The organism is Paenibacillus rhizoplanae, assembly GCF_042684125.1.
Classification (GTDB): domain Bacteria; phylum Bacillota; class Bacilli; order Paenibacillales; family Paenibacillaceae; genus Paenibacillus_AQ; species Paenibacillus_AQ rhizoplanae.
This window is the reverse complement of the sequence record NZ_JBHUKY010000019.1, coordinates 300,337-319,663: the sequence shown is the minus strand read 5'-3', so window position 1 is coordinate 319,663 and position 19,327 is coordinate 300,337. Positions and strand designations below refer to the sequence as shown.

Annotated in this window: 21 protein-coding genes; 5 read left to right on the top strand and 16 right to left on the bottom strand. The window is 52.9% G+C overall.

The window, feature by feature from the left end; all coding sequences use genetic code 11:
- Positions 1-131 precede the first annotated feature (131 nt).
- The 11 genes from ACFSX3_RS09210 to ACFSX3_RS09160 all read right to left on the bottom strand — a co-directional run bounded on the left by ACFSX3_RS09210 (position 132) and on the right by ACFSX3_RS09160 (position 10,500).
- Entirely contained in the window at positions 132-566 is a 435-nt protein-coding gene (locus tag ACFSX3_RS09210; RefSeq protein WP_209986737.1) for a DUF3021 family protein, read from the bottom strand.
- Positions 567-580: 14 nt separating this feature from the next.
- A complete protein-coding gene (locus tag ACFSX3_RS09205; protein ID WP_379258537.1) occupies positions 581-865 on the bottom strand; it encodes a LytTR family DNA-binding domain-containing protein in 285 nt (94 codons plus the stop codon).
- 433 nt (positions 866-1,298) lie between these two features.
- On the bottom strand, positions 1,299-2,060 hold the full coding sequence (locus ACFSX3_RS09200) for a DUF3800 domain-containing protein (protein WP_209987487.1): 762 nt from the start codon (positions 2,058-2,060) through the stop codon (positions 1,299-1,301).
- A 1-nt stretch (position 2,061) separates the two neighbouring features.
- A complete protein-coding gene (locus ACFSX3_RS09195; RefSeq protein ID WP_209986739.1) occupies positions 2,062-2,505 on the bottom strand; it encodes a hypothetical protein in 444 nt (147 codons plus the stop codon).
- A 290-nt stretch (positions 2,506-2,795) separates the two neighbouring features.
- Complete coding sequence (locus ACFSX3_RS09190; RefSeq protein ID WP_209986741.1) at positions 2,796-3,596, bottom strand: ABC transporter ATP-binding protein; 801 nt, start codon at positions 3,594-3,596, stop codon at positions 2,796-2,798.
- The gene (locus tag ACFSX3_RS09185; protein WP_209986743.1) at positions 3,596-4,627 is read right to left on the bottom strand and encodes a FecCD family ABC transporter permease; all 1,032 of its coding nucleotides are present in this window, start codon (positions 4,625-4,627) and stop codon (positions 3,596-3,598) included. Before ACFSX3_RS09185 ends, ACFSX3_RS09190 begins: the two co-directional genes overlap by 1 nt.
- On the bottom strand, positions 4,624-5,664 hold the full coding sequence (locus tag ACFSX3_RS09180; protein WP_209986744.1) for a FecCD family ABC transporter permease: 1,041 nt from the start codon (positions 5,662-5,664) through the stop codon (positions 4,624-4,626). Before ACFSX3_RS09180 ends, ACFSX3_RS09185 begins: the two co-directional genes overlap by 4 nt.
- Positions 5,661-6,752 (bottom strand): iron-siderophore ABC transporter substrate-binding protein, encoded by a 1,092-nt coding sequence (locus tag ACFSX3_RS09175; protein WP_209986745.1) that lies wholly within the window; start codon positions 6,750-6,752, stop codon positions 5,661-5,663. Before ACFSX3_RS09175 ends, ACFSX3_RS09180 begins: the two co-directional genes overlap by 4 nt.
- A 207-nt stretch (positions 6,753-6,959) precedes the next feature.
- Positions 6,960-8,588, bottom strand: a complete 1,629-nt coding sequence (locus ACFSX3_RS09170) for a copper amine oxidase N-terminal domain-containing protein (protein WP_209986747.1) — start codon at positions 8,586-8,588, stop codon at positions 6,960-6,962.
- 346 nt (positions 8,589-8,934) lie between these two features.
- On the bottom strand, positions 8,935-9,789 hold the full coding sequence (locus tag ACFSX3_RS09165; RefSeq protein ID WP_209986749.1) for an SDR family oxidoreductase: 855 nt from the start codon (positions 9,787-9,789) through the stop codon (positions 8,935-8,937).
- A gap of 126 nt (positions 9,790-9,915) precedes the next feature.
- Complete coding sequence (locus ACFSX3_RS09160) at positions 9,916-10,500, bottom strand: NAD(P)H-dependent oxidoreductase (RefSeq protein ID WP_209986751.1); 585 nt, start codon at positions 10,498-10,500, stop codon at positions 9,916-9,918.
- 121 nt (positions 10,501-10,621) lie between these two features.
- On the opposite strand from ACFSX3_RS09160, the gene ACFSX3_RS09155 reads away from it, so the two are divergent.
- Entirely contained in the window at positions 10,622-11,056 is a 435-nt protein-coding gene (locus ACFSX3_RS09155) for a MarR family winged helix-turn-helix transcriptional regulator (protein ID WP_209986753.1), read from the top strand.
- 29 nt (positions 11,057-11,085) lie between these two features.
- On the opposite strand, the gene ACFSX3_RS09150 is transcribed toward ACFSX3_RS09155, so the two are convergent.
- The 4 genes from ACFSX3_RS09150 to ACFSX3_RS09135 all read right to left on the bottom strand — a co-directional run bounded on the left by ACFSX3_RS09150 (position 11,086) and on the right by ACFSX3_RS09135 (position 14,989).
- On the bottom strand, positions 11,086-12,507 hold the full coding sequence (locus ACFSX3_RS09150; protein ID WP_209986755.1) for a DHA2 family efflux MFS transporter permease subunit: 1,422 nt from the start codon (positions 12,505-12,507) through the stop codon (positions 11,086-11,088).
- 59 nt (positions 12,508-12,566) lie between these two features.
- Entirely contained in the window at positions 12,567-13,316 is a 750-nt protein-coding gene (locus ACFSX3_RS09145) for an ABC transporter permease (protein ID WP_209986757.1), read from the bottom strand.
- Entirely contained in the window at positions 13,313-14,239 is a 927-nt protein-coding gene (locus tag ACFSX3_RS09140; RefSeq protein ID WP_209986759.1) for an ABC transporter ATP-binding protein, read from the bottom strand. Before ACFSX3_RS09140 ends, ACFSX3_RS09145 begins: the two co-directional genes overlap by 4 nt.
- Positions 14,240-14,308: 69 nt before the next feature.
- On the bottom strand, positions 14,309-14,989 hold the full coding sequence (locus ACFSX3_RS09135; RefSeq protein ID WP_209986761.1) for a TetR/AcrR family transcriptional regulator: 681 nt from the start codon (positions 14,987-14,989) through the stop codon (positions 14,309-14,311).
- Between the two features lie 170 nt (positions 14,990-15,159).
- Between ACFSX3_RS09135 and ACFSX3_RS09130 the strand changes: the two genes are divergently transcribed.
- A complete protein-coding gene (locus tag ACFSX3_RS09130) occupies positions 15,160-16,194 on the top strand; it encodes a C40 family peptidase (RefSeq protein ID WP_209986763.1) in 1,035 nt (344 codons plus the stop codon).
- Between the two features lie 86 nt (positions 16,195-16,280).
- On the opposite strand, the gene ACFSX3_RS09125 is transcribed toward ACFSX3_RS09130, so the two are convergent.
- On the bottom strand, positions 16,281-16,622 hold the full coding sequence (locus ACFSX3_RS09125) for a zinc ribbon domain-containing protein YjdM (protein WP_209986765.1): 342 nt from the start codon (positions 16,620-16,622) through the stop codon (positions 16,281-16,283).
- 136 nt (positions 16,623-16,758) lie between these two features.
- On the opposite strand from ACFSX3_RS09125, the gene ACFSX3_RS09120 reads away from it, so the two are divergent.
- The 3 genes from ACFSX3_RS09120 (at position 16,759) to ACFSX3_RS09110 (ending at position 19,283) form a co-directional block, all read left to right on the top strand.
- Complete coding sequence (locus ACFSX3_RS09120) at positions 16,759-17,244, top strand: GNAT family N-acetyltransferase (RefSeq protein WP_209986767.1); 486 nt, start codon at positions 16,759-16,761, stop codon at positions 17,242-17,244.
- A gap of 72 nt (positions 17,245-17,316) precedes the next feature.
- Complete coding sequence (locus ACFSX3_RS09115; RefSeq protein ID WP_209986770.1) at positions 17,317-18,261, top strand: catalase family peroxidase; 945 nt, start codon at positions 17,317-17,319, stop codon at positions 18,259-18,261.
- Positions 18,262-18,395: 134 nt separating this feature from the next.
- The gene (locus tag ACFSX3_RS09110; protein WP_209986772.1) at positions 18,396-19,283 is read left to right on the top strand and encodes a diacylglycerol/lipid kinase family protein; all 888 of its coding nucleotides are present in this window, start codon (positions 18,396-18,398) and stop codon (positions 19,281-19,283) included.
- Positions 19,284-19,327: the final 44 nt, after the last annotated feature.

Genomic DNA, 19,327 nt, shown 5'->3' with positions numbered 1-19,327 from the left:
GATTCTCCTTTTCGCGTGAGGTGATGAATTCATCATAAAAAACTGCGAAAAGGGTGTATACCCATTTACGGTAAGCTGTAGCTACAGGGCAATAAGATGCATAATACCCCCGCGCGGCACTCCCTACGGAATTACTCACGGATGTCCTGCTTCACCGCCTTCAGTCGCTCATTAATCTGCTCCGCTTCCTTCTTATCCTTCTCATAGGACAGCAGACGGACAATGGCATAGACTACAGCAATCTGCAAGACAAGCAGGAGTGCAGCGGACACACTGGCCACAACTCCAATCAGGCTGGCAAGGGTAATCAACAGAAGCTCCAGCAGGAGAAAATGAATAACGATTCTCACACGCATCGCCTGCTCACTTACCTCGTCAGGAGCGTACAACATCAAGCCTGTCAATGCTCCGAGCAGGGAGAAGCCCATAATCGTATAGATGGATGTCAGGTCAAAGGCGAGTTCCGGCATGAAAATCTGCCGCAGCACCGTAATGATAATGATGATGGATGCGAAGATAACCAGAAAATCGCGGATGATGTCTTTGGCAACCTCAGAACGCTTCAAGCTGTAATCCCCCTTTATAATCCAAGTCTTTGTTTCAGTACGGGCACATACTGTCTTGAAATGACTACACGTTCCCCATTATCAAGCAGTGCTGTGAACCGGCCGCTGAGGGACGGACGCACGCTTTCGATCTTGGCGATATTCAGAATCGTGGATTTGGAGGCGCGAAAACAGTTCTTGTCCCGGCACAGCTCCTCCAGCTCATACAGCTTCTGCTTCACTTCATGCACCTGGTTCTCGCTGTAGACGAATACTTTGCCGTCCACGGCTTCGAAATAATAGACGTCACTGAGCTTGATGCGGCTGACCCGCTCTTCCTGTACTCCCAGCAGGACCAGAGTCTCTGCCTTAAGCTTATGTACTATCTGACTGATTTTTTCATTTGCTTCATAGCATCTGATAATGATTTCCTCTTGCTGCTCCCTGCTGATTTGCTCGATGGAAATTCGGATAGGATCACCTGCGATAATTCAGATTTGAAGGTCTGTTGTACTTGACAAAAAGCTCGGTTAATAACATAATAATAGCAAGGATTTGCTCGCACGTTGTGTACGACTAAATCCGCATCTTAAGACATTCGGTATCTAGCTCAAACGTTGTGTTTGACTTAAATACCCAATGTCTTAATTTCATTGTCATAACTGCAACATTTTATGGGTAATATAGTATTAGGTCGCACGTTGTGTACGACCATAGAGAGGAGATCGCACGTTGTGTGCGATCTCCTCTTATTTATTTGTATTCCCACTTGATTATTTTTTGGTCCAGATGTCTTGAGTAGAAATCCATAATCTTCTGCTGATGTCTCTTTCTTGGCTGAAAACCATAAACATTACGAAAATAGACAGAGGCAATAAAGTTAACCATATCGGCAAGCTGTATTAAATTACAATTTTTATCATGTGATAGTTTTACTTGTAGGTCTGGATAGACCCTTCTATTTGCAGGATTTCTTAACGCGTCCCCAAAATTATTCATTTCACTGGGTTTGCCGTCATCACATATGACGAACGCATGAGAGTCTGAGGCATCTAATTCTATCGAGATACATTTAACAAGCTCTGTATATGCGTGGATGTGCATCCGATTATGATTAGTCTCTCCTGTGTTAGTTTGGTACAAGGCCTTGTTCACGATGGCCGCAACCACTTTAACATCAGTCACTTGAAGTAGAGCTAACAAATTATCGACAACAGCGAACCTCTCAACATCAGACAAATTATAATAGAAGTCCTCACCGTCAATAAACGCCTTACCATGAATTTCAAATTTTCTAAAAAAATCAATACTGGGGAATTGCTCTACTGGAATACCATGGATCTTTGATTTTATATCCTTTTCAAGACTATCCTTAATTTTTTGAACCTCATTATGTAGATAGACTTGGTAGTGCGCAGGTACGAGCACACCAGCATAACAAAGAACAGGTTGATTTCTCATATCCCCGAAGCCATTATTTCCGGACTCGTCTGTATAGAACCCATATAATGTCACGTTAGTTCCTGCTCTCACGTTTATTTTCCGAAAAGGAATTTTTAAGCTCCTCTATTCCACGTTTTACAATAGCAAGATCCTCGAAATCAAGAGCAGTAAGATTGGACAAATTGATTCGCTTTAATTGTTTATCATAGGATTCAAGGATTGAAGAAAGCAACTGTTCAGCAACTGTCCCACCCTCAAAAGCGGTGTCAGCTTTCAATTCCGTCTTTGTATTACTATAAGCAAACTTCCCCCTACCAACTTTAAGCACTTCATCACTAGTAATATGAAGGTTCCATAGGGCTGCACGTATACTCGCAGGGTTTCTTCCAGGATATCTATCCACATTAGCATTAATTAATGACTGAAGCTGTATGGGTCCTCCTGCATGGTTTTTTAACAGCTTAATCGCATATTCCCGATATTCATCAGTTGCAGTTAAGTAGTTTTCACTGTTCAAATTTAATTACTCCTCCAAGAAAGAATTAATGCAGTAACTCCATACTACATTAATGATAATTAATTGTAAATACATTCAATCAAACCATTTTTTCATTCAGAAACAAAATCACCCTGCACGTGAACGATGCTGGTGCCTCATGCAGCGCATAGGCAATATTTCACGTACTTCCATCCGTCCTGCTTTCTAGCCACATACCTTGTCCACAAGAGAAGGAAACTATATTTACCTAAACAACAAATAAAAAAGCCATCCGCCGGATACTCCGGTACAGACAGCCTTATATAAGCTTAGTTGTTATGATACCGCCCTCTAGGAACGACCAGCGGGGAACCGGAGACCGGGTCAGGGATGACTGTGCAATCCAGTCCGAAGATCTCTTTGACCCGCAGGCTTGTGATGACCTCTGAAGGCGCACCCTCCGCAACCAGCCTGCCGGAATGCAGTGCAAAGATATGGTCGGCATACCGGGCAGACAGGTTGATATCATGCAGGACCATGACGATGGTGGTTCCATGCTTGCGGTTCAGATCGGTGAGCAGGTCCAGAATCTCCACCTGATAGGTGATATCCAGGAAGGTGGTCGGCTCATCCAGGAACAGGATATCGGTCTGCTGCGCCAGGGCCATCGCAATCCAGACCCGCTGCTGCTGCCCGCCTGAGAGCTCATCAATATTACGGTTAGCGAATTCGGTGATATTCATAATCTCCATCGCTTCGGCCACGGCCTCGTAATCCTTCCGGGACCAGCCCCCAAGCAAGGATTGGTGCGGGAATCTGCCGCGTCCCACCAGATCGGCAACCGATATCCCTTCCGGCACAATCGGTGATTGCGGCAGCAGCCCGATGACCCGGGCCAGCGCTTTAGCCGGAATCTGCGAGATCGGCTTGCCGTCCAGCGTCACCCGGCCTGCGGTATGCTTGATCAGCCGGGCCATGGTTTTGAGCAGGGTGGATTTCCCGCAGCCGTTGGAGCCGATAATCACACTGATCTGACGATCCGGGATCACCAGGTCTATCCCATGAATAATCGTCTTATTCTCATAGCCCGCTATCAACTGCTCAGCTCCAAACACATGTGCCTTGTTCATTATAATTCTCCCTTTCGATTCATGCGGATTAACAGGAAGATCAGATAAGGCGCTCCGAGTAATCCGGTAATGATGCCTACAGGGAATCTGTACTCAAAAGCAAATTGTCCAATCAGATCGGACGCCAGGACCAGATTCACACCCACCAGACCTGCGGGGATAATGCTGGAGGCACCTGTACCCACCAGTCTTTTGGCGATCGGTCCTGACAGGAAGGAGACGAACGCAATGGGTCCTGTGGTAGCCGTAGCAATCGCCACCATGAATACAGAGCTGACAATCAGTGCAATTCGGGTCCGGTCTGTGCGGACTCCAAGCGAGGTAGCCGACTGCTCCCCCAGCTCGAGAATACTCAGATGCTTGCCCAGCAGTATGATGACAGGCGAACAGATCAGCACGATGATCACCAGCGGCGGAAGCTCGCGCAGCTGTGAGCCGTTCAGGCTGCCGGTCAGCCAGCGGACCGCTGAAGGGATGTCCTTCTCGGAGCCGATCAGCAGCAGGTAGGAGATCACGGCATCCAGCATCGCCTGAAGGCCAATTCCGATCAGAATTAACCGCCCGATGGAGAAGGTTCTTCCCCTGGAGAGCACGTAGATCAGGAGCACGGTAGCAAGGCCAGCGATTACCGAAGCAACAGAGACTACAGCTCCGCTGGCTTGCAGGATCACGATGCAGTATACCGCTGCCGCACTTGATCCGGAGGTAATGCCAATAACATTCGGGTTCGCCAGCGGATTGCGCAGCATCGTCTGGAAGGTGTACCCGGCAATACCGAAGGCGAATCCGGCAAAAAGACCCGCCAGCATCCGCGGCAGCCGGATAATATTCACGGCGAAGGAGACACCCTTCAGCTCTTCGCCAGAGAGCGCGCGGATGACCTCAGAGGCCGGATAGATGGTATTCCCGAGCAGAAGCATCGCGCAGCACAGTACACAGGCAAGTACTGCAAGCAGGCTGGTAACAATCAGGCCCCGGCGGTGTCTCTGACGTCTGCCCGCCATAATGAATTCAATCGTTTCATTTCTCATAAGGATCGCACTTTCGACTTCATCGCTAATAGAATCAGGATCGGTGCCCCTACAAAGGCTGTGACCACACCGACTTCAAGCTCTCCGGGGCTTCCAATCAGCCGGCCGCCTACATCGGAGACGGTCAGAATAATAGCCCCGGTGACCGCTGACATCGGGATCACGAACCGCAGGTCCGAGCCGAGGATCAGACGGATTACGTGAGTGGACAACAGACCGATGAACCCGATAGGCCCGGCCAATGCCGTCACCGCTCCGCATAATAATACCCCCGCCAGCGCGGCGATCAGCCGCAGCGTCCCTGTGCGGACCCCGAGTCCGGTCGCCACATCATCGCCCAGAGCCAGCGCATTCAGGGCCGGAGCTGTAATGAAGGCAATCAGCATGCCGATCAGCAGGAACGGAAGGAAGGTTGTAATGCCGCTCCAGGTTCCCGCACCCACACTGCCCACCTGCCAGAACCGGAACTGGTCCATGACGTAAGCGCGCGGAATCATGATGGCGGTAACCAGAGAGGACAGGGCCGCACTGATCGCAGCACCCGCCAGAACGAGCTTAATGGGCGTGGCTCCGCCACGCCCCATCGAGCCGATTCCGAATACGAATACCGCTGTAATTGCAGCTCCGGCTAAGGCTAACCATATATATTGGCCCGCAGTGCTTATGTTCAGGAATGCAATTCCGCAGACCACGAACAAAGAAGCTCCCGTGTTCACCCCGAGGATGCTGGGATCAGCAATCGGGTTACGGGTCACCGCCTGCATCAAGGCTCCCGATACACCGAGCGCCCCGCCGCACATCAGGCTGAACACCGTCCGGGAGATCCGCTTGCGGACCACGTTTGCCCCATAGCTGTCCACCTCTGGACGGAATAGCCCGTCAATCAGCTCATTCCAGCCTACATGACGGGCTCCCAGTACCAGTGAGGCAATGATGCACAGGACCAGCAGGACCATGCAGCTCACCAGCACCAGGATGAAATTCTTCGGCATATGCAATTTTAGCTTGTTATCGTCCGAGACCGGTGAACTCATCATTTTATTTTATCAATAGCTCCCCCAATTAAGGCAAGGTATTCGTCAATCGTATACGCTATGGACAGCGGGTTCGGTGTTCCGGCAGCTACCAGCGGAGTATCACTGTCGATAAAAGCTACCGATCCCCGTTCAATGGCCGGGATTTTGCCGATCAGTGAATCTGCCTGGAGCGTCTTAAGCAATTCGTCATTTCCATAACCCACGATCAGATCCGCATCATACAAGGCTTCCACATTCTCGGAGCTTAAGCTGAGCGAGTAGCTGGTAGGGTCTGTAATCTGTTTGGTAATACTCTCGGGATACGTCATGCCCAGCTCATACAGGAATGCGACCCGGGAGTCCACAGGTGTATAAATATGCAGTTTCGACAAATCCTCAGCGGAGAAATTGACCCAGACCACTTTTTTGCCGGCAATCTGCGGATATTTGCTCAGCTTGTCCTTAACCAGGGCTTCGGTGTCCTTGATGAGCTGCTCGCCTTCAGGCTTCATGCCCATGCCTTCTGCGTTCAGCAGCACCTGCTCGCGCCATGTCGTAGCCCAAGCAGCCGTCGGGTAAGCTACCACTGGAGCGATCTGGCTCAGTGTCTCATAGTCTTCCTTCGTCAGGCCCGAGTACGCGGCCAGAATAACATCCGGGTTGGCGTCAGAGATCGCCTCGAAATCAAGACCATCCGTATCCTGGAACACATTCGGATCGGTTACATTCAGCTCCTTGAGCTTATCTGCGGTCCAAGGCAGCAGTCCGCTGCCATCCTGCACGCCGAAGTTCGCAGCCGAGAAGCCTACAGGGACAACGCCCAAGGCCAGAGCCACATCATGGTTAGCCCACTGCACAGTAACTACGCGTTCCGGCTTGCTCTTAATGACAGCTTCACCAAGCGCATGCTTGATGGTAACCGGATAGGTCACAGCATCCTGCGCCGCTGGTGCTTCTGTGCTTGCCGCTTCGCTAGTTGCAGCTGCTGTCGGTGCAGGGGAAGGTGAAGCTGCTGAATTCGACTGGTTAGACGAGCAGCCTGCCAGCACTATAGTTAGCGCTAATGGAATGAATAATGTCTTGAAAGAGAACTTTTGGGTACGGTTCATGTGTGGACCCTTCCTTATCTAAATAGGTTTTTTATACGATAATGAGAATCATTATCGATAAATATATAGGTGTTTGGACAGGTTGTCAATGTAAAATCTGGATTCCAAGCTCAACAAAAGCCCGCAAGCGGCACCTGTTACAGTGAGCCGCTTACAGGCTTGATCTAATCCTGGCCTAATATAGAAGGTTAACTCTTGTCCACAAAATTATATGCTCTTAGTCAAGGTAATGGACTGATCGGCGTTGCCCCATTGTACGTTCCAGCCCAGCAATTCGGTGATGAAGCGGAGTGGAACTACGGTTCTGTTGTCTTCGTTCACAAAGACTTTGGCGCCGACGGATTTTCTCATGCCGTTGACTTCCATGAAGTCTTTGTTCATCCAGAACACAAGTGTGTCGTTGCCTGCCTTAATGGTAACCTGCTGAGCTTGTTTGTCCCATTTCACATCCGCCCCGATGCCTTCACTCAGATAACGAAGCGGGATGTAGGTCATTCCATTCCAGATGAATGGCTTAGTATCCATTTGAGTTACTTGTCCGTTAATGTTCAGGACGGCGCTGCCCACTTTCATCCAGACTTTCATCATGGAAGCAGGATCTGCTGGAGTTGCAGGTGCGGGTGCTGCTGCATCCTGGAACTTGTCGTTGAACTGCGTCACAATTGCATTGCCCAGCGCTTGGCCTACACCGAACATTGTCTTGTAGCCCTCGCGGTTTGTCTTGTACGAAGCGTCATAGTTGCCCGCTGCATACTGCGTAAGTACCTGCTGCACTTGATTCTCGTGGGTGGTCAATGCGGATTGCCCCGCTGACTTCGGCAGGTTGCCTGCTGTAGCCGAATCAAGGAAGGCTGCAAATTCAGTGGTGAAGCCAGCGATACGCGTTTCTACTGCTGCTTTTGCCGCAACATCATTGTTCTTCACTGCCGTTACGAAATCAGCCTGGGCATTCACATGATTCGTTACCCATATCTTCTCAAAAGCCGCTGCCCCTTCTGCACCATAGATGGAAGCAATGGCTGCTTTGAAGTCCGCCGTATTCATAGCTTCGGCTGCAATCAGCGCATTGGAAGCCGCTCTTCCGTCATATTGCTCCTGCATTTGCAGGACGGACAGAGCGAAGTGTTCACCCGCTAACTGGTTGAGTGCGGATCTCAGATCAGCAGCCTTGGTATCTGCCTTGGTATTCTCGAATTTAGCAGGCATTTGCGTAGTAATCGCACTGGACAAAGCCTTGCTGATGCCGAACATCTCTGCGTAACCCTTACGGTAGGCTTCATACGCGCCTTTGTAATCACCGGCTGCATAATCCTCGAACACTTCCTGGACATGGTTCTCATGACTGCGGATAACCTGCTTCGCGGCAGCTGCCGGAAGCTTGCCCTCTGTTGCCGTACCGAGGAAATTTCCGAACTCGTCTACAAAGCCGCTTACTTTATCTTCTGCAGCTTTGACAGCTGCGGTGTCCTTACTCTTCGTCGCCTTCACCAGATCGTCGGTGTACTTGTTATGTGCGCGGAAAATCCGTTCAAATTCTGCTGCGCCTGCATCGCCGTACAGTGAAGCAATGGCGGGCTGCATGTCGAGCGCGTTCTGATCAAGCGCCTGGTAAGCCGCTGCCGCATCCTTGGTGCCTTCGTAGGCCTTCGTCATTGCGGTTACGGCAAGGGTGAAATGCTCGGAGAGCAAATAATCCAGGCCCGCTCTCAGCTCTGCAGCCGGTGTATTCACCGAAGCCTTCATCATTGTGGCTGCCGGAGCTGCCTCCGCACCTGCCAGTGCAGGTATCATCAAGGTCAAGCTCAACATCGGGACGACCAGTTTCTTCATCTTCATCTCACTTCACTCCTTAGGTTGGTTTCATATGTGGTGTTCACGTTGCCTGTTTGTCTGTACATACACTGAAACGCAGGGGATTCAGGTTTGGATCACAATCCCGGCTAAAAAAATTAACACCATCCCCAACCTTCGCCCCCCAATCCGCTTGTATCTCCAGCCGCAGCGCGGCTTACACCGCCTTTGACTCCCTATGATCTACATCCGGCCCGCGCGTCTCCCGCTCAGATCATGCAAACGCAAAAAAAGGCTGCCTGCCGGTTGCAAAACAACCGGTATAGGACAGCCTCTTCTCATAGCAGGCCCTGCCAGAGTATAACTGGCGGGCTTGTTCAACCAACAGTGATTAACCCAGCAACGCGCGTACGCCTTCACTCAGCGGGGTAAGCGGACGGTTCAGCAGCTTCACGAGGTCGCCGCTCTCGATATTCAGTGCGCCATCACGGATGGCTGCCTGAATGGCAACAACGATCGGCAGCGCTGCTTCCGGCACGCCTGCACCGGCCATAATCTTCGCATAGGCGGTGTCATCCACCTGCTGCACAGCAACCTCCTGGCCTAGAACCTCGCCGACCACTGCTGCCAGCTCTGCCTGAGTAAGTGGAGTACCGGACAATTCGTAGATGACACTCTCACGGCTCTCTCCAGCCAGAACAGCAGCAGCCGCTTCAGCATAATCGCCGCGTGTAGCCCAGCCTACCTTGCCGTCTCCGGCGGAGGTCAGCCAAGGAGCGCCGGCCTTCACGGCCTGAATGGAGCCGACTTCATTCTCCAGGTACCAGTTGTTGCGCAGGAACGCATACGGAATACCTGATTCACGGATGAACTCTTCTGTCGCACGGTGTACCGGCGCCAGGAACAGGGAGCTGTTATCGGCCTCGCCTACACTGGTGTAGACGATGAAGCCTACACCTGCACGGACAGCTGCGTCTACAGCTGCCTTATGCTGGCGGATACGGGTGTCATTGTCGCCGTCAGCCGAGACGATCAGCAGGCGCTCCACTCCGGCAAAAGCGGTATCCAGCGTCTCCGGATGATCGAAATCACCATGACGCACATCTACGCCGCGGGCCTTCAGTGCTTCTGCCTTCTCCGGGTTTCTGACACTGGCTACAATATTCTCAGCGGGTACGGTCTTCAGCAGAGTCTCTGCTACGATGGAACCAAATTTACCTGTTGCTCCTGTTAATGCGATTGTCATCTCATATTCCTCCATTTGGGTTCTTGTATTTCAATCTCAGCTATAAGCTCTCGTTGACATCGGCAATCATCACTCATGTAACCATTGTAGTTACAAGTGAGCCGGATGTCAAATAGATTATAGGATTCACCCAACTGTCTTAAAATATCGGTAGATCTGCTCCAGCTTCTTGCTCTGCTTCCCCTTCTTGCTCTCCATGTTACCGAACTCGAAGAACTTCACCTTACGGATGCCCACATAGTTGAACAGGGCCTTGCGCATCAGAATCTTATGCGAGTTCCCCAGCCACAGCAGCGGGTAGTGGGTGGGCCCCTTCATGCTGGAGATGCAGACCACGCTCTTCCCCTTGAGCAGCCCCTCCGGCAAAAGCCCGCCCTTATCCCGGTAGGCGAAGCCCGATGCGAACATCCGGTCGATGTAGCCCATCAGCATCGCTGGCGGGCGTCCCCACCAGATCGGATAGACCAGGACGATCTGATCGGCCCACAGCAGCTGCTCCCTGTACTCTGCCAGCTCCGGTTCCCGGTACATATCCCGTCTGCGCCGATTCTCATGGAACACCAGCACCGGATCGAATCCGGCCTCATACAGATCAAGCACCTTAACTTCGGTAATCTTCGCATTCTCCTTGCTGCCGCGCAGTACTTCCTCCAGGAAGGCATAGCTCAGGCTCTTATGGTTCGGATGGGTGTAGATCACAAGTGTATTCATCAGTGGTATTCCCCTTTAGTTGTCATTTGATAACCAAAACATAACACAGCCGTAAATTACTTGTCAAATGATAATTGTTTTTTGATAATTATTCTGGTATCGTGACCTCTGAGGTGATCTTATGGACAACAACCATCTATTTCAGAAATTCATAGCCTTTACTGCTGCCGTCCATCAAATAACGAACGATATTTCCAGAGATGTGAATTCGGACGGCTTAACGCCGCTGCAATATAAGATTGTTGAATACATCGCCGTTAGCCAGCCTGTCACGCTCAGCGAGATCAGCGACTGCATGAACATGTCGATGCCCAATACCAGCCGGGAGCTGAGGAAGCTCAGCGAAAAAGGGCTATGTACCCGCATCACCGATCCCGCTGACCGCCGCAGGCAGGGAATTACGCTCTCCGCCGCAGGCGAGACGTTGATGAATGAGGCCTTTGGACAGATCGCTGTCCGGTTCGAGCAGCGTATTGCGGCCCTGAGCGCTGAGGAACGCAAAGAGACCGAGCAGGCGCTCGATCTCTTGCAGCAGAAGGTATTTTATTTGAACTAAGAATACATCCTATCTCCATACATGAGCGGTTATTTCACAGCGACGCCCTTCGCGGGAATCTCCGCGGGGATCTCTTCCTTCCGCCGGATGAAGAAGGACAGGATCAATGCAACCACTGCGGCTCCTGTCGTGACCATGGAAGCTACATTCATCCCGTGAATTAAGCTATGGACATCGCCCGTCTGCTTCACGCCGCCGCCGCTGTAGGTCATTATAGTGACAAGCAGGGCGGTTCCGATGGAGCCAGCGACGGTACGCAGGGTGGTATTCACGGGAATCCCGTGGCGGATCAGGGCGGGCGGCAGGGAATTCATTCCGCTGGTGATGACAGGCAGCAGGGTCAGGCTGACGCCGACCATCCGCAGAGAGTAGCCAACCATCAGGAACGTATAGGACGTATGCTCCGTCAGATTCGAGAACAGTAACGCAGAGATGACCGTCAGGCTGAGTCCGGTAATTACCATCGTTCTGGCACCTATTTTATCAAAAATCTTCCCCGCGATAGGGGACATAATACAGATCAAAATCGCACCGGGAAGCAGCATCAGACCCGACTTCAGCGCGGAATAGCCAAGCATGGTCTGCATATAGAGCGGCAGCAGGAGCTGTGCGCTCAGCATGATAATCATCAGGATCATACTGATTACAGTAGCCAGGGTAAAAGAGGGACTGGTGAACACCCGCAGCTCCAGCAGCGGATTCTCCATCGTCAATTGCCGCCAGACGAAGAGGCCGAGCGCAATGAAGCCGACTGCGAGGGAGATAAGCACCTCGGTGCTCCCCCATCCTTTGCTCCCGGAGACGCTGAAGCCATACAGCACGCCGCCGAAGCCGAGCGAGGACAACGTCATGGATAAAGCATCGGCTTTGCTTTTCACCTGTGGCGTAACGTTCTTCACGAGCAATACCCCAAGGAGGGTGAGCAGCAGCGAGCAAGGGGCCAGAATATAGAACAGCAACCGCCAGGAATGATTCTCCACGAGCCAGCCGTTCAGCACAGGTCCGATCGCCGGAGCGAAATTAACCGCAAGCCCGATCATCCCCATCGTGAACCCCCGCCGGGCAACCGGGATCAGGATGAACGTCAGTGTCTGCACCAGGGGGAGCATGATGCCCACTCCAACCGCCTGCACGACTCTTCCCGTGAGCAGCAGGCCGAAGCCCGGAGACACCGCGCACAGAAGCGTTCCCGCGCTCAGCATCCCCATGGCGAAGACGAATACCTGCTTGGTGGTGAACCGCTGAATAAGAAAAGCCGTAATAGGAACTACAATGCCCGTAACCAGGGCAAAAGCGGTCGTTAACCACTGCACGGTACTCGCAGATATCCGGAACTCGCCCATAATGTTCGGCAGTGCCGTATTCATCGAGGATTGATTCAGCAGCCCTGCCATAGTTCCGATAATTAGAATAGCCATGATAAGGATCGTGCCCTTCGGTGCCTTTTCCATTTCCGTTCCCCTCCACTACATAAAATCTGCAATAATAAAACTCTGCAATTTCGCCCGGCTTAGGTCTGGTCGACATACCGCCACCAGGCAAGCGTGCCTATGAGGCCAACAGCGCCGGTGAGAAACGGAAGCATACGGCTAACCAGCTCCAGATGTGTGCTCTCCTCTCCTGAGGCACCGCTGAGCAGTCCGGGAATGGCCCACGGAATATACTCTACAATGCCCAGCGCCCCGCCGAACTGGGCGATCACAATGGTAAGCAGGACGATGCCCAGGGGATACAGGAAACCGCGCCCGATACAAGCCATCCACGCTACAGGGATGCTCAGAAAGATCACCATGAGACAGATCTGTGCGTACCCGCTGAATCCCTGAACAATGACCTCCAGACTCCATCCGTCCAAGCCGGTAAGCCATGCCGTGATGCACCCGGATATGAACATGAACAAGGATAGAACTTCACATAATAACGTAGAAACAACAATCTTCGCAGCGGCCACCCCATACCGGGACAGCGGCAGGGCCAGCAGGTCCTTCACCGTGCGGTCCGAATATTCCCGGCCGAAGCTCCAGCTGTACACGAACCCGAAGCCGATCAAGCCTCCCATGGAGACGATAATACCCAGCTCCTTCAGAAACCCTGCCATATTGATCTCACCCTCAAAGGCGCTCTGGGAGCCAATGGTCCCGGAGAACACCAGTCCGATCATTACCGGCACCAGGATGCTGACCACCAGCGAGATCACGAACAGCCTGGAACGGCGAAGCTTCAAGACCTCCACCCACAGGGCCGATAGCCATTGATTCATCCTCTCACTCCTCCTTCAGATCCAATGACTCTTAGAAAATAATGCTCCAAATCCTCTTCCTCCACCTGTATCAGCGTAGGCGGCATATCCGCATACACCAGCAGCTTGGAGATATGTTCCGGGTTCGTTACGGCTCGTTCTTCCTGAAGCAGCAGTGTGCCCTCTGCGTTCTGTTGCACAGCATAGCCTGCTTGAGTCAGCCTGCTGCGCGCGCTTGCCGGATCGCGGGTCTGCACCAGCAGACTCCTGCGGAGCAAGGGATGAAGATCCTCCACATCCGTCTCTTGCAGCAGCTTCCCTTGATGCACGATGCCAATTCTGCTCGTCAGCCTGGAGACTTCGCCAAGAATATGGCTGGAGATAAAAATCGTCACTCCCTGATCCGCCGCAAGCTCCCGAAGCAGCTCCCGCACCTCCACAATCCCCGCCGGGTCAAGCCCGTTCGTCGGCTCATCCAGAATCAGCACCTGCGGATGATGCAGCATGGCCTTGGCGAGACCCAGCCGCTGCCCGTTACCGAGGGAGAGCGTCCCGGCTTTGCGGTCCCGGTAAGCGGTAAGCTGGAGCCTGTCAATAATACTGTCAATGGCAGAGCGGTCCGGGAAGCTCCGCAGTCTGCGGATAATCTCCAGATTCTCGCGGACCGTAAGCTCAGGATAGGAGTAGGGAGTTTCGACCATGTACCCCACCTCCGCCCACAGCTTATGGCTGCCCGCATCGACCCGCCGTCCGAACAGGTAGGCCGAACCGGAATCGGGGCGGATCATGCCCAGGAGCATGCGGATGGTTGTTGTTTTGCCTGCTCCGTTCAGCCCCAGGAATCCGTAGATTTCGCCCGGGTTGACCTCAATTGACAGCTGATCTACAGCATGATGGCTGCCGAAATGCTTGGTTAATCCTTCTGTCTGAATGATTGCGGTCATCATCATCACTCCTATGCTTTATTTAAAACTAACTAGTTGTTTATATTTAGTCCAAAGAAACAGCCGCCCTTACAGTAAAGACGGCTCTATGACGCCATGGATAATAAATTGCACAATCTGCTGTGTAGTCTGTTCTCTAATCTGCGGAGAGTCCGGGCTGCCAAACAAGTGCTCAAATCTTGAAGACGACTGCAGTGTCATAGCAATCACGTTCATGATCAGCATCGGAAAGAGCGCGGGGTCCAGATCCTGACGAAGGATACCGTTCCTCTGGGCGGCCATGGCAAGTTCATGCATCTGAGGATCATCTTCCGGACGGTAGGTAATCTGATTCCAGGTCTTCCAGCCCTCCGCAGCTTCCCAGAAGAGGATTCTCAGGTAACTCCGGTGCTCCAGCAGGAAGGAGACGGTCTGACGAGTCCAGTACTCCAAGAAAGTCTTGAATGCGGACGCGTCCTGTAGTACCTGCTCATCCTTCAGCAATTCGCTGATGAACGAGCCTGTGATCTGTTCGCCAGTCTGGTCCGCCCGCTTAACCACTTCCGTATATAGCCCTAGCTTGTCGCCATAATACTGATAAATCAGGCTTTTGTTGTACCCGGATGCCTTCGCGATGGCATCAATCCGTGCCGCTGAGTAGCCGGACTCGGCAAAGATCTCCTCTGCTGCATCCAGAATAATCCCCCGGGTGCGGGCGGCATCGTATATTTTGGCGTTGCGTTTGCCCCCTGTTGTGGTTATGGTTTCCATCTCCTTTTTTCTAACTAACTGGTTAGATTATAGTCTGTACCTTTGCGGACGTCAAGCGGGGCTCTTGCAGGCCTTGTCTGCTAACCGTTACCAACAATTGGCACAGAACCAATTCACACCAATAACGTCTAACAGGAGAGAGTTAAATCTATCCATAAGGTGATGAATCCATGACAACAAGAACAACTATGCTGCTGTCTCTGCTTGGACTGGCCCTGTTATTACCAGACCGCGTCCATGCAGATGCAGCCCCTTCACCCCAGCCCATCTCCATCTACCTGGACGGGCAGCAACTTCAGCCGGAGACCCGGCCGCTGAACATCGGGGGGACCGTACTGGTTCCTATGCGCGGCTTGTTCGAAGCCCAGGGGGCTGAGCTCTCTTGGAACAATGCAAGCAAGACGGTAACTGCCGTCAAAGGCGGAACTGCACTCACCTATACCTTAGGCTCGTCCACAGCTCTGCTGAACGGGAAGACCGCTCAGTTGGCTGTGCCGGGGCAACTGTCGCAAGGCTACAGTATGATTCCCCTGCGCTTCATCAGTGAAGCCCTAGGTAGCCAGGTGAGCTGGGAGCCGGCTTCGGGCTCCGTCATGATCTCCTCGGCAGCCGCCTATGAGACCTCGGTCACCTGGGGGGTCAACCTGCGCAGCACCCCGGATGCCGGGAGCAGCGCCACTAGCCTGGGCCTGCTGCCCGCCGGAAGCAAGGTCCATGTCATCCGTGAGGTTAATGCCCTCTGGCTGGAGGTGCGGACTGCGGATAATGGGAGAGGATATATCTCCTCCAAGCCGAAATTTACGGATTACAGAAGCCCTTCCCTGCTGCAGAAGCAAGGGGAAGCGCTGATCGCCTCCGGTCAACAATACCTGGGTGCCCCTTATGAATTCGGCGCTTCTCCTGACCAGACGGATACATTCGACTGCTCTTCTTTTGTGAAGCGTGTATTTGGGGATACGCTCGGAGTTGAGCTTCCCCGTGTCTCCTACGATCAGGCACAGGAAGGCCGGAAGGTTGGCATGGACGAGCTGCGCACCGGAGACCTGCTGTTCTTCACCGCCAGAGGTCTTGACATCGGACACGTAGCCATCTACGCCGGAAATAACCGGATACTGCATACCTACTCCAAGGAGCAGGGTGTACATATGGAGGATTTCGGCAGCAAGTGGAAGCAGCGGTTTGTTACCGCGCGGCGGATTCTATAACGGGGGAGAGAGCATTCGGCAATCCCCTGTAGGAGATGGGAATAAGTTCCTTATTTCCATCTCTTCCGCTCTTGCTTCATGCTATGCTATGCCTTGCGCACAAACTCCGATTTCAGCTTCATTGCGCCGAAGCCGTCGATTTTGCAATCGATATCATGGTCGCCTTCCACCAGCCGGATGTTCTTCACCTTGGTGCCTATCTTCAGAACGGACGAGCTGCCCTTGACCTTGAGATCCTTGATCACCGTTACGGTGTCCCCGTCAGCCAGTACATTCCCGTTAGCATCCTTGATTACTTTCTCTTCTTCACCGCTCGTACTTCCTGCATCCAAAGACCACTCATGTCCGCATTCCGGGCAGACCAGAAGCGCTCCGTCCTCATAGGTGTACACAGAGCTGCACTGCGGGCAATTTGGCAATTCATTCATGATTTCATTTCTCCATTCCTGCTTAAGCATGTGTTATAGGGATAAGTCTGTCTAAGTTTAACATATAACTTGATAATACTCAGTTATTAAATTAATATCTAATTAGATGTTAATTTAATAACAAGGTGGGATTATTATGATCCAGTTAGAAGCTGTTACCGAACCACTGTCTCTGGAGAGTCTTGACATACAAGCCTCCATCCTGAACTCACAGCCTGAATTCAATCTGATGGTAGAGCATAAGCCTTACCTCGAACCGCTGGAGCTGCAAGCAGAGAACCGTAAGAACCTCGTCATGGGTGAGAAAATGCTGTATATCAAATTCCGTGATCATACCGCCGGTCTGCTCACCTATCTTCCTGACTACGGCCCGGATCACTATCCCTGGATTGGCCTTCTGGTAATTCACCGGCAATATAGCCGGCAAGGCTTAGGGAAGGCTGCCGTGCATGAACTGGAGAGAATACTTCAGCAGCAGGGCTTACAAGCCGTTAGGCTGGCTGTCCAGCTCGAGAATAAGGCCGGTGAGGCATTCTGGACCCTGAACGGATATGGCCGGATCAGAAGTGCCACGGATAACCATGATAACCAGGTGGATGTCTACGAGAAGCAGTTTGGATGAGCGGCGGGAGTGGTAATAATTAGAAGGTAGCTTGTATACGTTATAAATGACCGTGAAGGAGTGAATGAGGGCATGAATAAATTGGAATCAGAATCGGAGCATAGCAGCAGCCTGCCTGCCGCTGAGGCCGTAGATGCCATAGAGAACCTGTCCGGTGTCCATCCCGGATACCGCCGCGCCCATGCAGCGGGAGTCTGCTGCCGCGGCCTCTTCCGCCCGAGCGGACTGGGGAAGGAATTCACGGAGGCGGGACATCTTCAGGAGCAGCAGGTGAATGCCGTTGTCCGCTTCTCGGGCAGCTCCACCGATCCGGTACTTGCCGATCTGCTCTCCCCTGCTAAGGGGCTGGCTGTCCAGTTCGTCCTGCCGGATGGCGAGGTTACGAATCTGGTTGGAGTGACCGTGCCTGTCTTTTTTGCGCGGACCCCGGAGTCCTTCATCGACATTGTACATATGGCCCACCGGTTGCGGACCGGGACACTCGGACCGATTGAGCTGATGAAGGAAATTGTCAGCCACTTCAGCGAGAGCAAGGAAGCTCTGCTCGCTGTGAGACGGCTGAAGCCGCCTGCCAGCTACGCCGAATGTCACTATTACTGCATACATGCTTATGTGCTGGTCAATGCAGAGGGCAGGCAGCAGCCTGTCCGGTTCGAATGGGTTCCTGAGACGGGCGTGCGCACACTGACGCTGGAGGAGGCTGCGCAGCAGCCGGACCGCTATCTGGAGGATGAGCTGGAGCTGCGCTTCAAGGATGAGCCGGCCATCTTCCAGCTGGTCGCTGTTCTTGGGGAGGAAGGCGATGCTACGGATGATCCTACCCATGCCTGGCCCGGGGACCGACGGAGAATCGATCTCGGGCGGCTGCATATTTCAGAGATCATTCCCGATCCGAAGGATCTGCTCATGGACCCGACAGCCCTCACAACCGGCATGCTCCTCTCGGATGACCCGATTCTTAAGTTCCGCAGCGCGACCTACGCCGAATCTTATGGACGGCGGATCGAAGGAAGATAGCAGTTGCCTGCTGCGGCAGACATATACCGGCCCAGCGCCAAAGGGACAATGCGCCCTTTGGCGCTTTTTGATTCAAACAATGTACTTAGTTGGTTAATGGATAGTAATCCGGTTACAAGAGAGAGGAGTGCAGTATGCAGCAGGCCATGGTCATCATGAACCCGTCATCCGGCAAGGCAGAGGCGCGGGATTATATCAGAGCAGCGGAAGAGGTGCTGCAAGGCGCAGGCTATCAGGTTACCGTCCAGGAGACCGCAGGGGAAGGAGATGCCACCGCCTTCTGCCTCCAGGCATGCGCCGAGTGCTATGATCTGGTGGTTGCCATTGGGGGAGACGGGACGCTCCACGAGACGATGAACGGCCTTGCAGATCAGCAGCACCGCCCCACACTTGGCATTGTACCGATGGGCACCGTCAACGATTTCGCCCGCGCGCTGCAGATTCCGCTTGTTCCTGAAGAGGCCATCCAGAGCCTGGCTTCTCCCCGGACCCGAAGAGTCGATATGGGCCGGCTGAATGACCGGCTGTTCGTCAATGTGGTAGCCGCAGGCTCTCTGGCAGGCTCCCTCTCCTCGGTTAGCTCCGAAGACAAGAGCCGGCTCGGGTTCCTTGCTTATCTAAAAGAGGGCATTAAGGAGCTGGCCAGCAATACTGCACATACCCTGACGATCACTCACGACGGGGAGATCTGGGAAGGCTCCTCCCCGCTGTTCATTGCGGCCCTGACGAATTCCGTGGGCGGCTTCGAGAAGCTTGCCCCCACTGCAGCTGTAGATGACGGCCTGCTCCATTGCTTCATCGTCAAGGACCTGCACCTGCTGAATTCCGTTACGGTCAGCATCTCCCTGCTGCTCGGCAATCTGCGGAATCATAAGGATATCATCTACTTCACAGCCAAGGAGGTCTCCGTCCGCTCCACTGAGCAGGTACAGACGAATGTGGACGGCGAGCAAGGTCCGCCGCTGCCGATCTCCTTAAGCACCATTCCGCGCCACATTCAGGTCGTGGTGCCGGAGGACTGACCGGCTCAGGCGCCTCAGGCGCTCCAGGCTACAGAATATAGGAA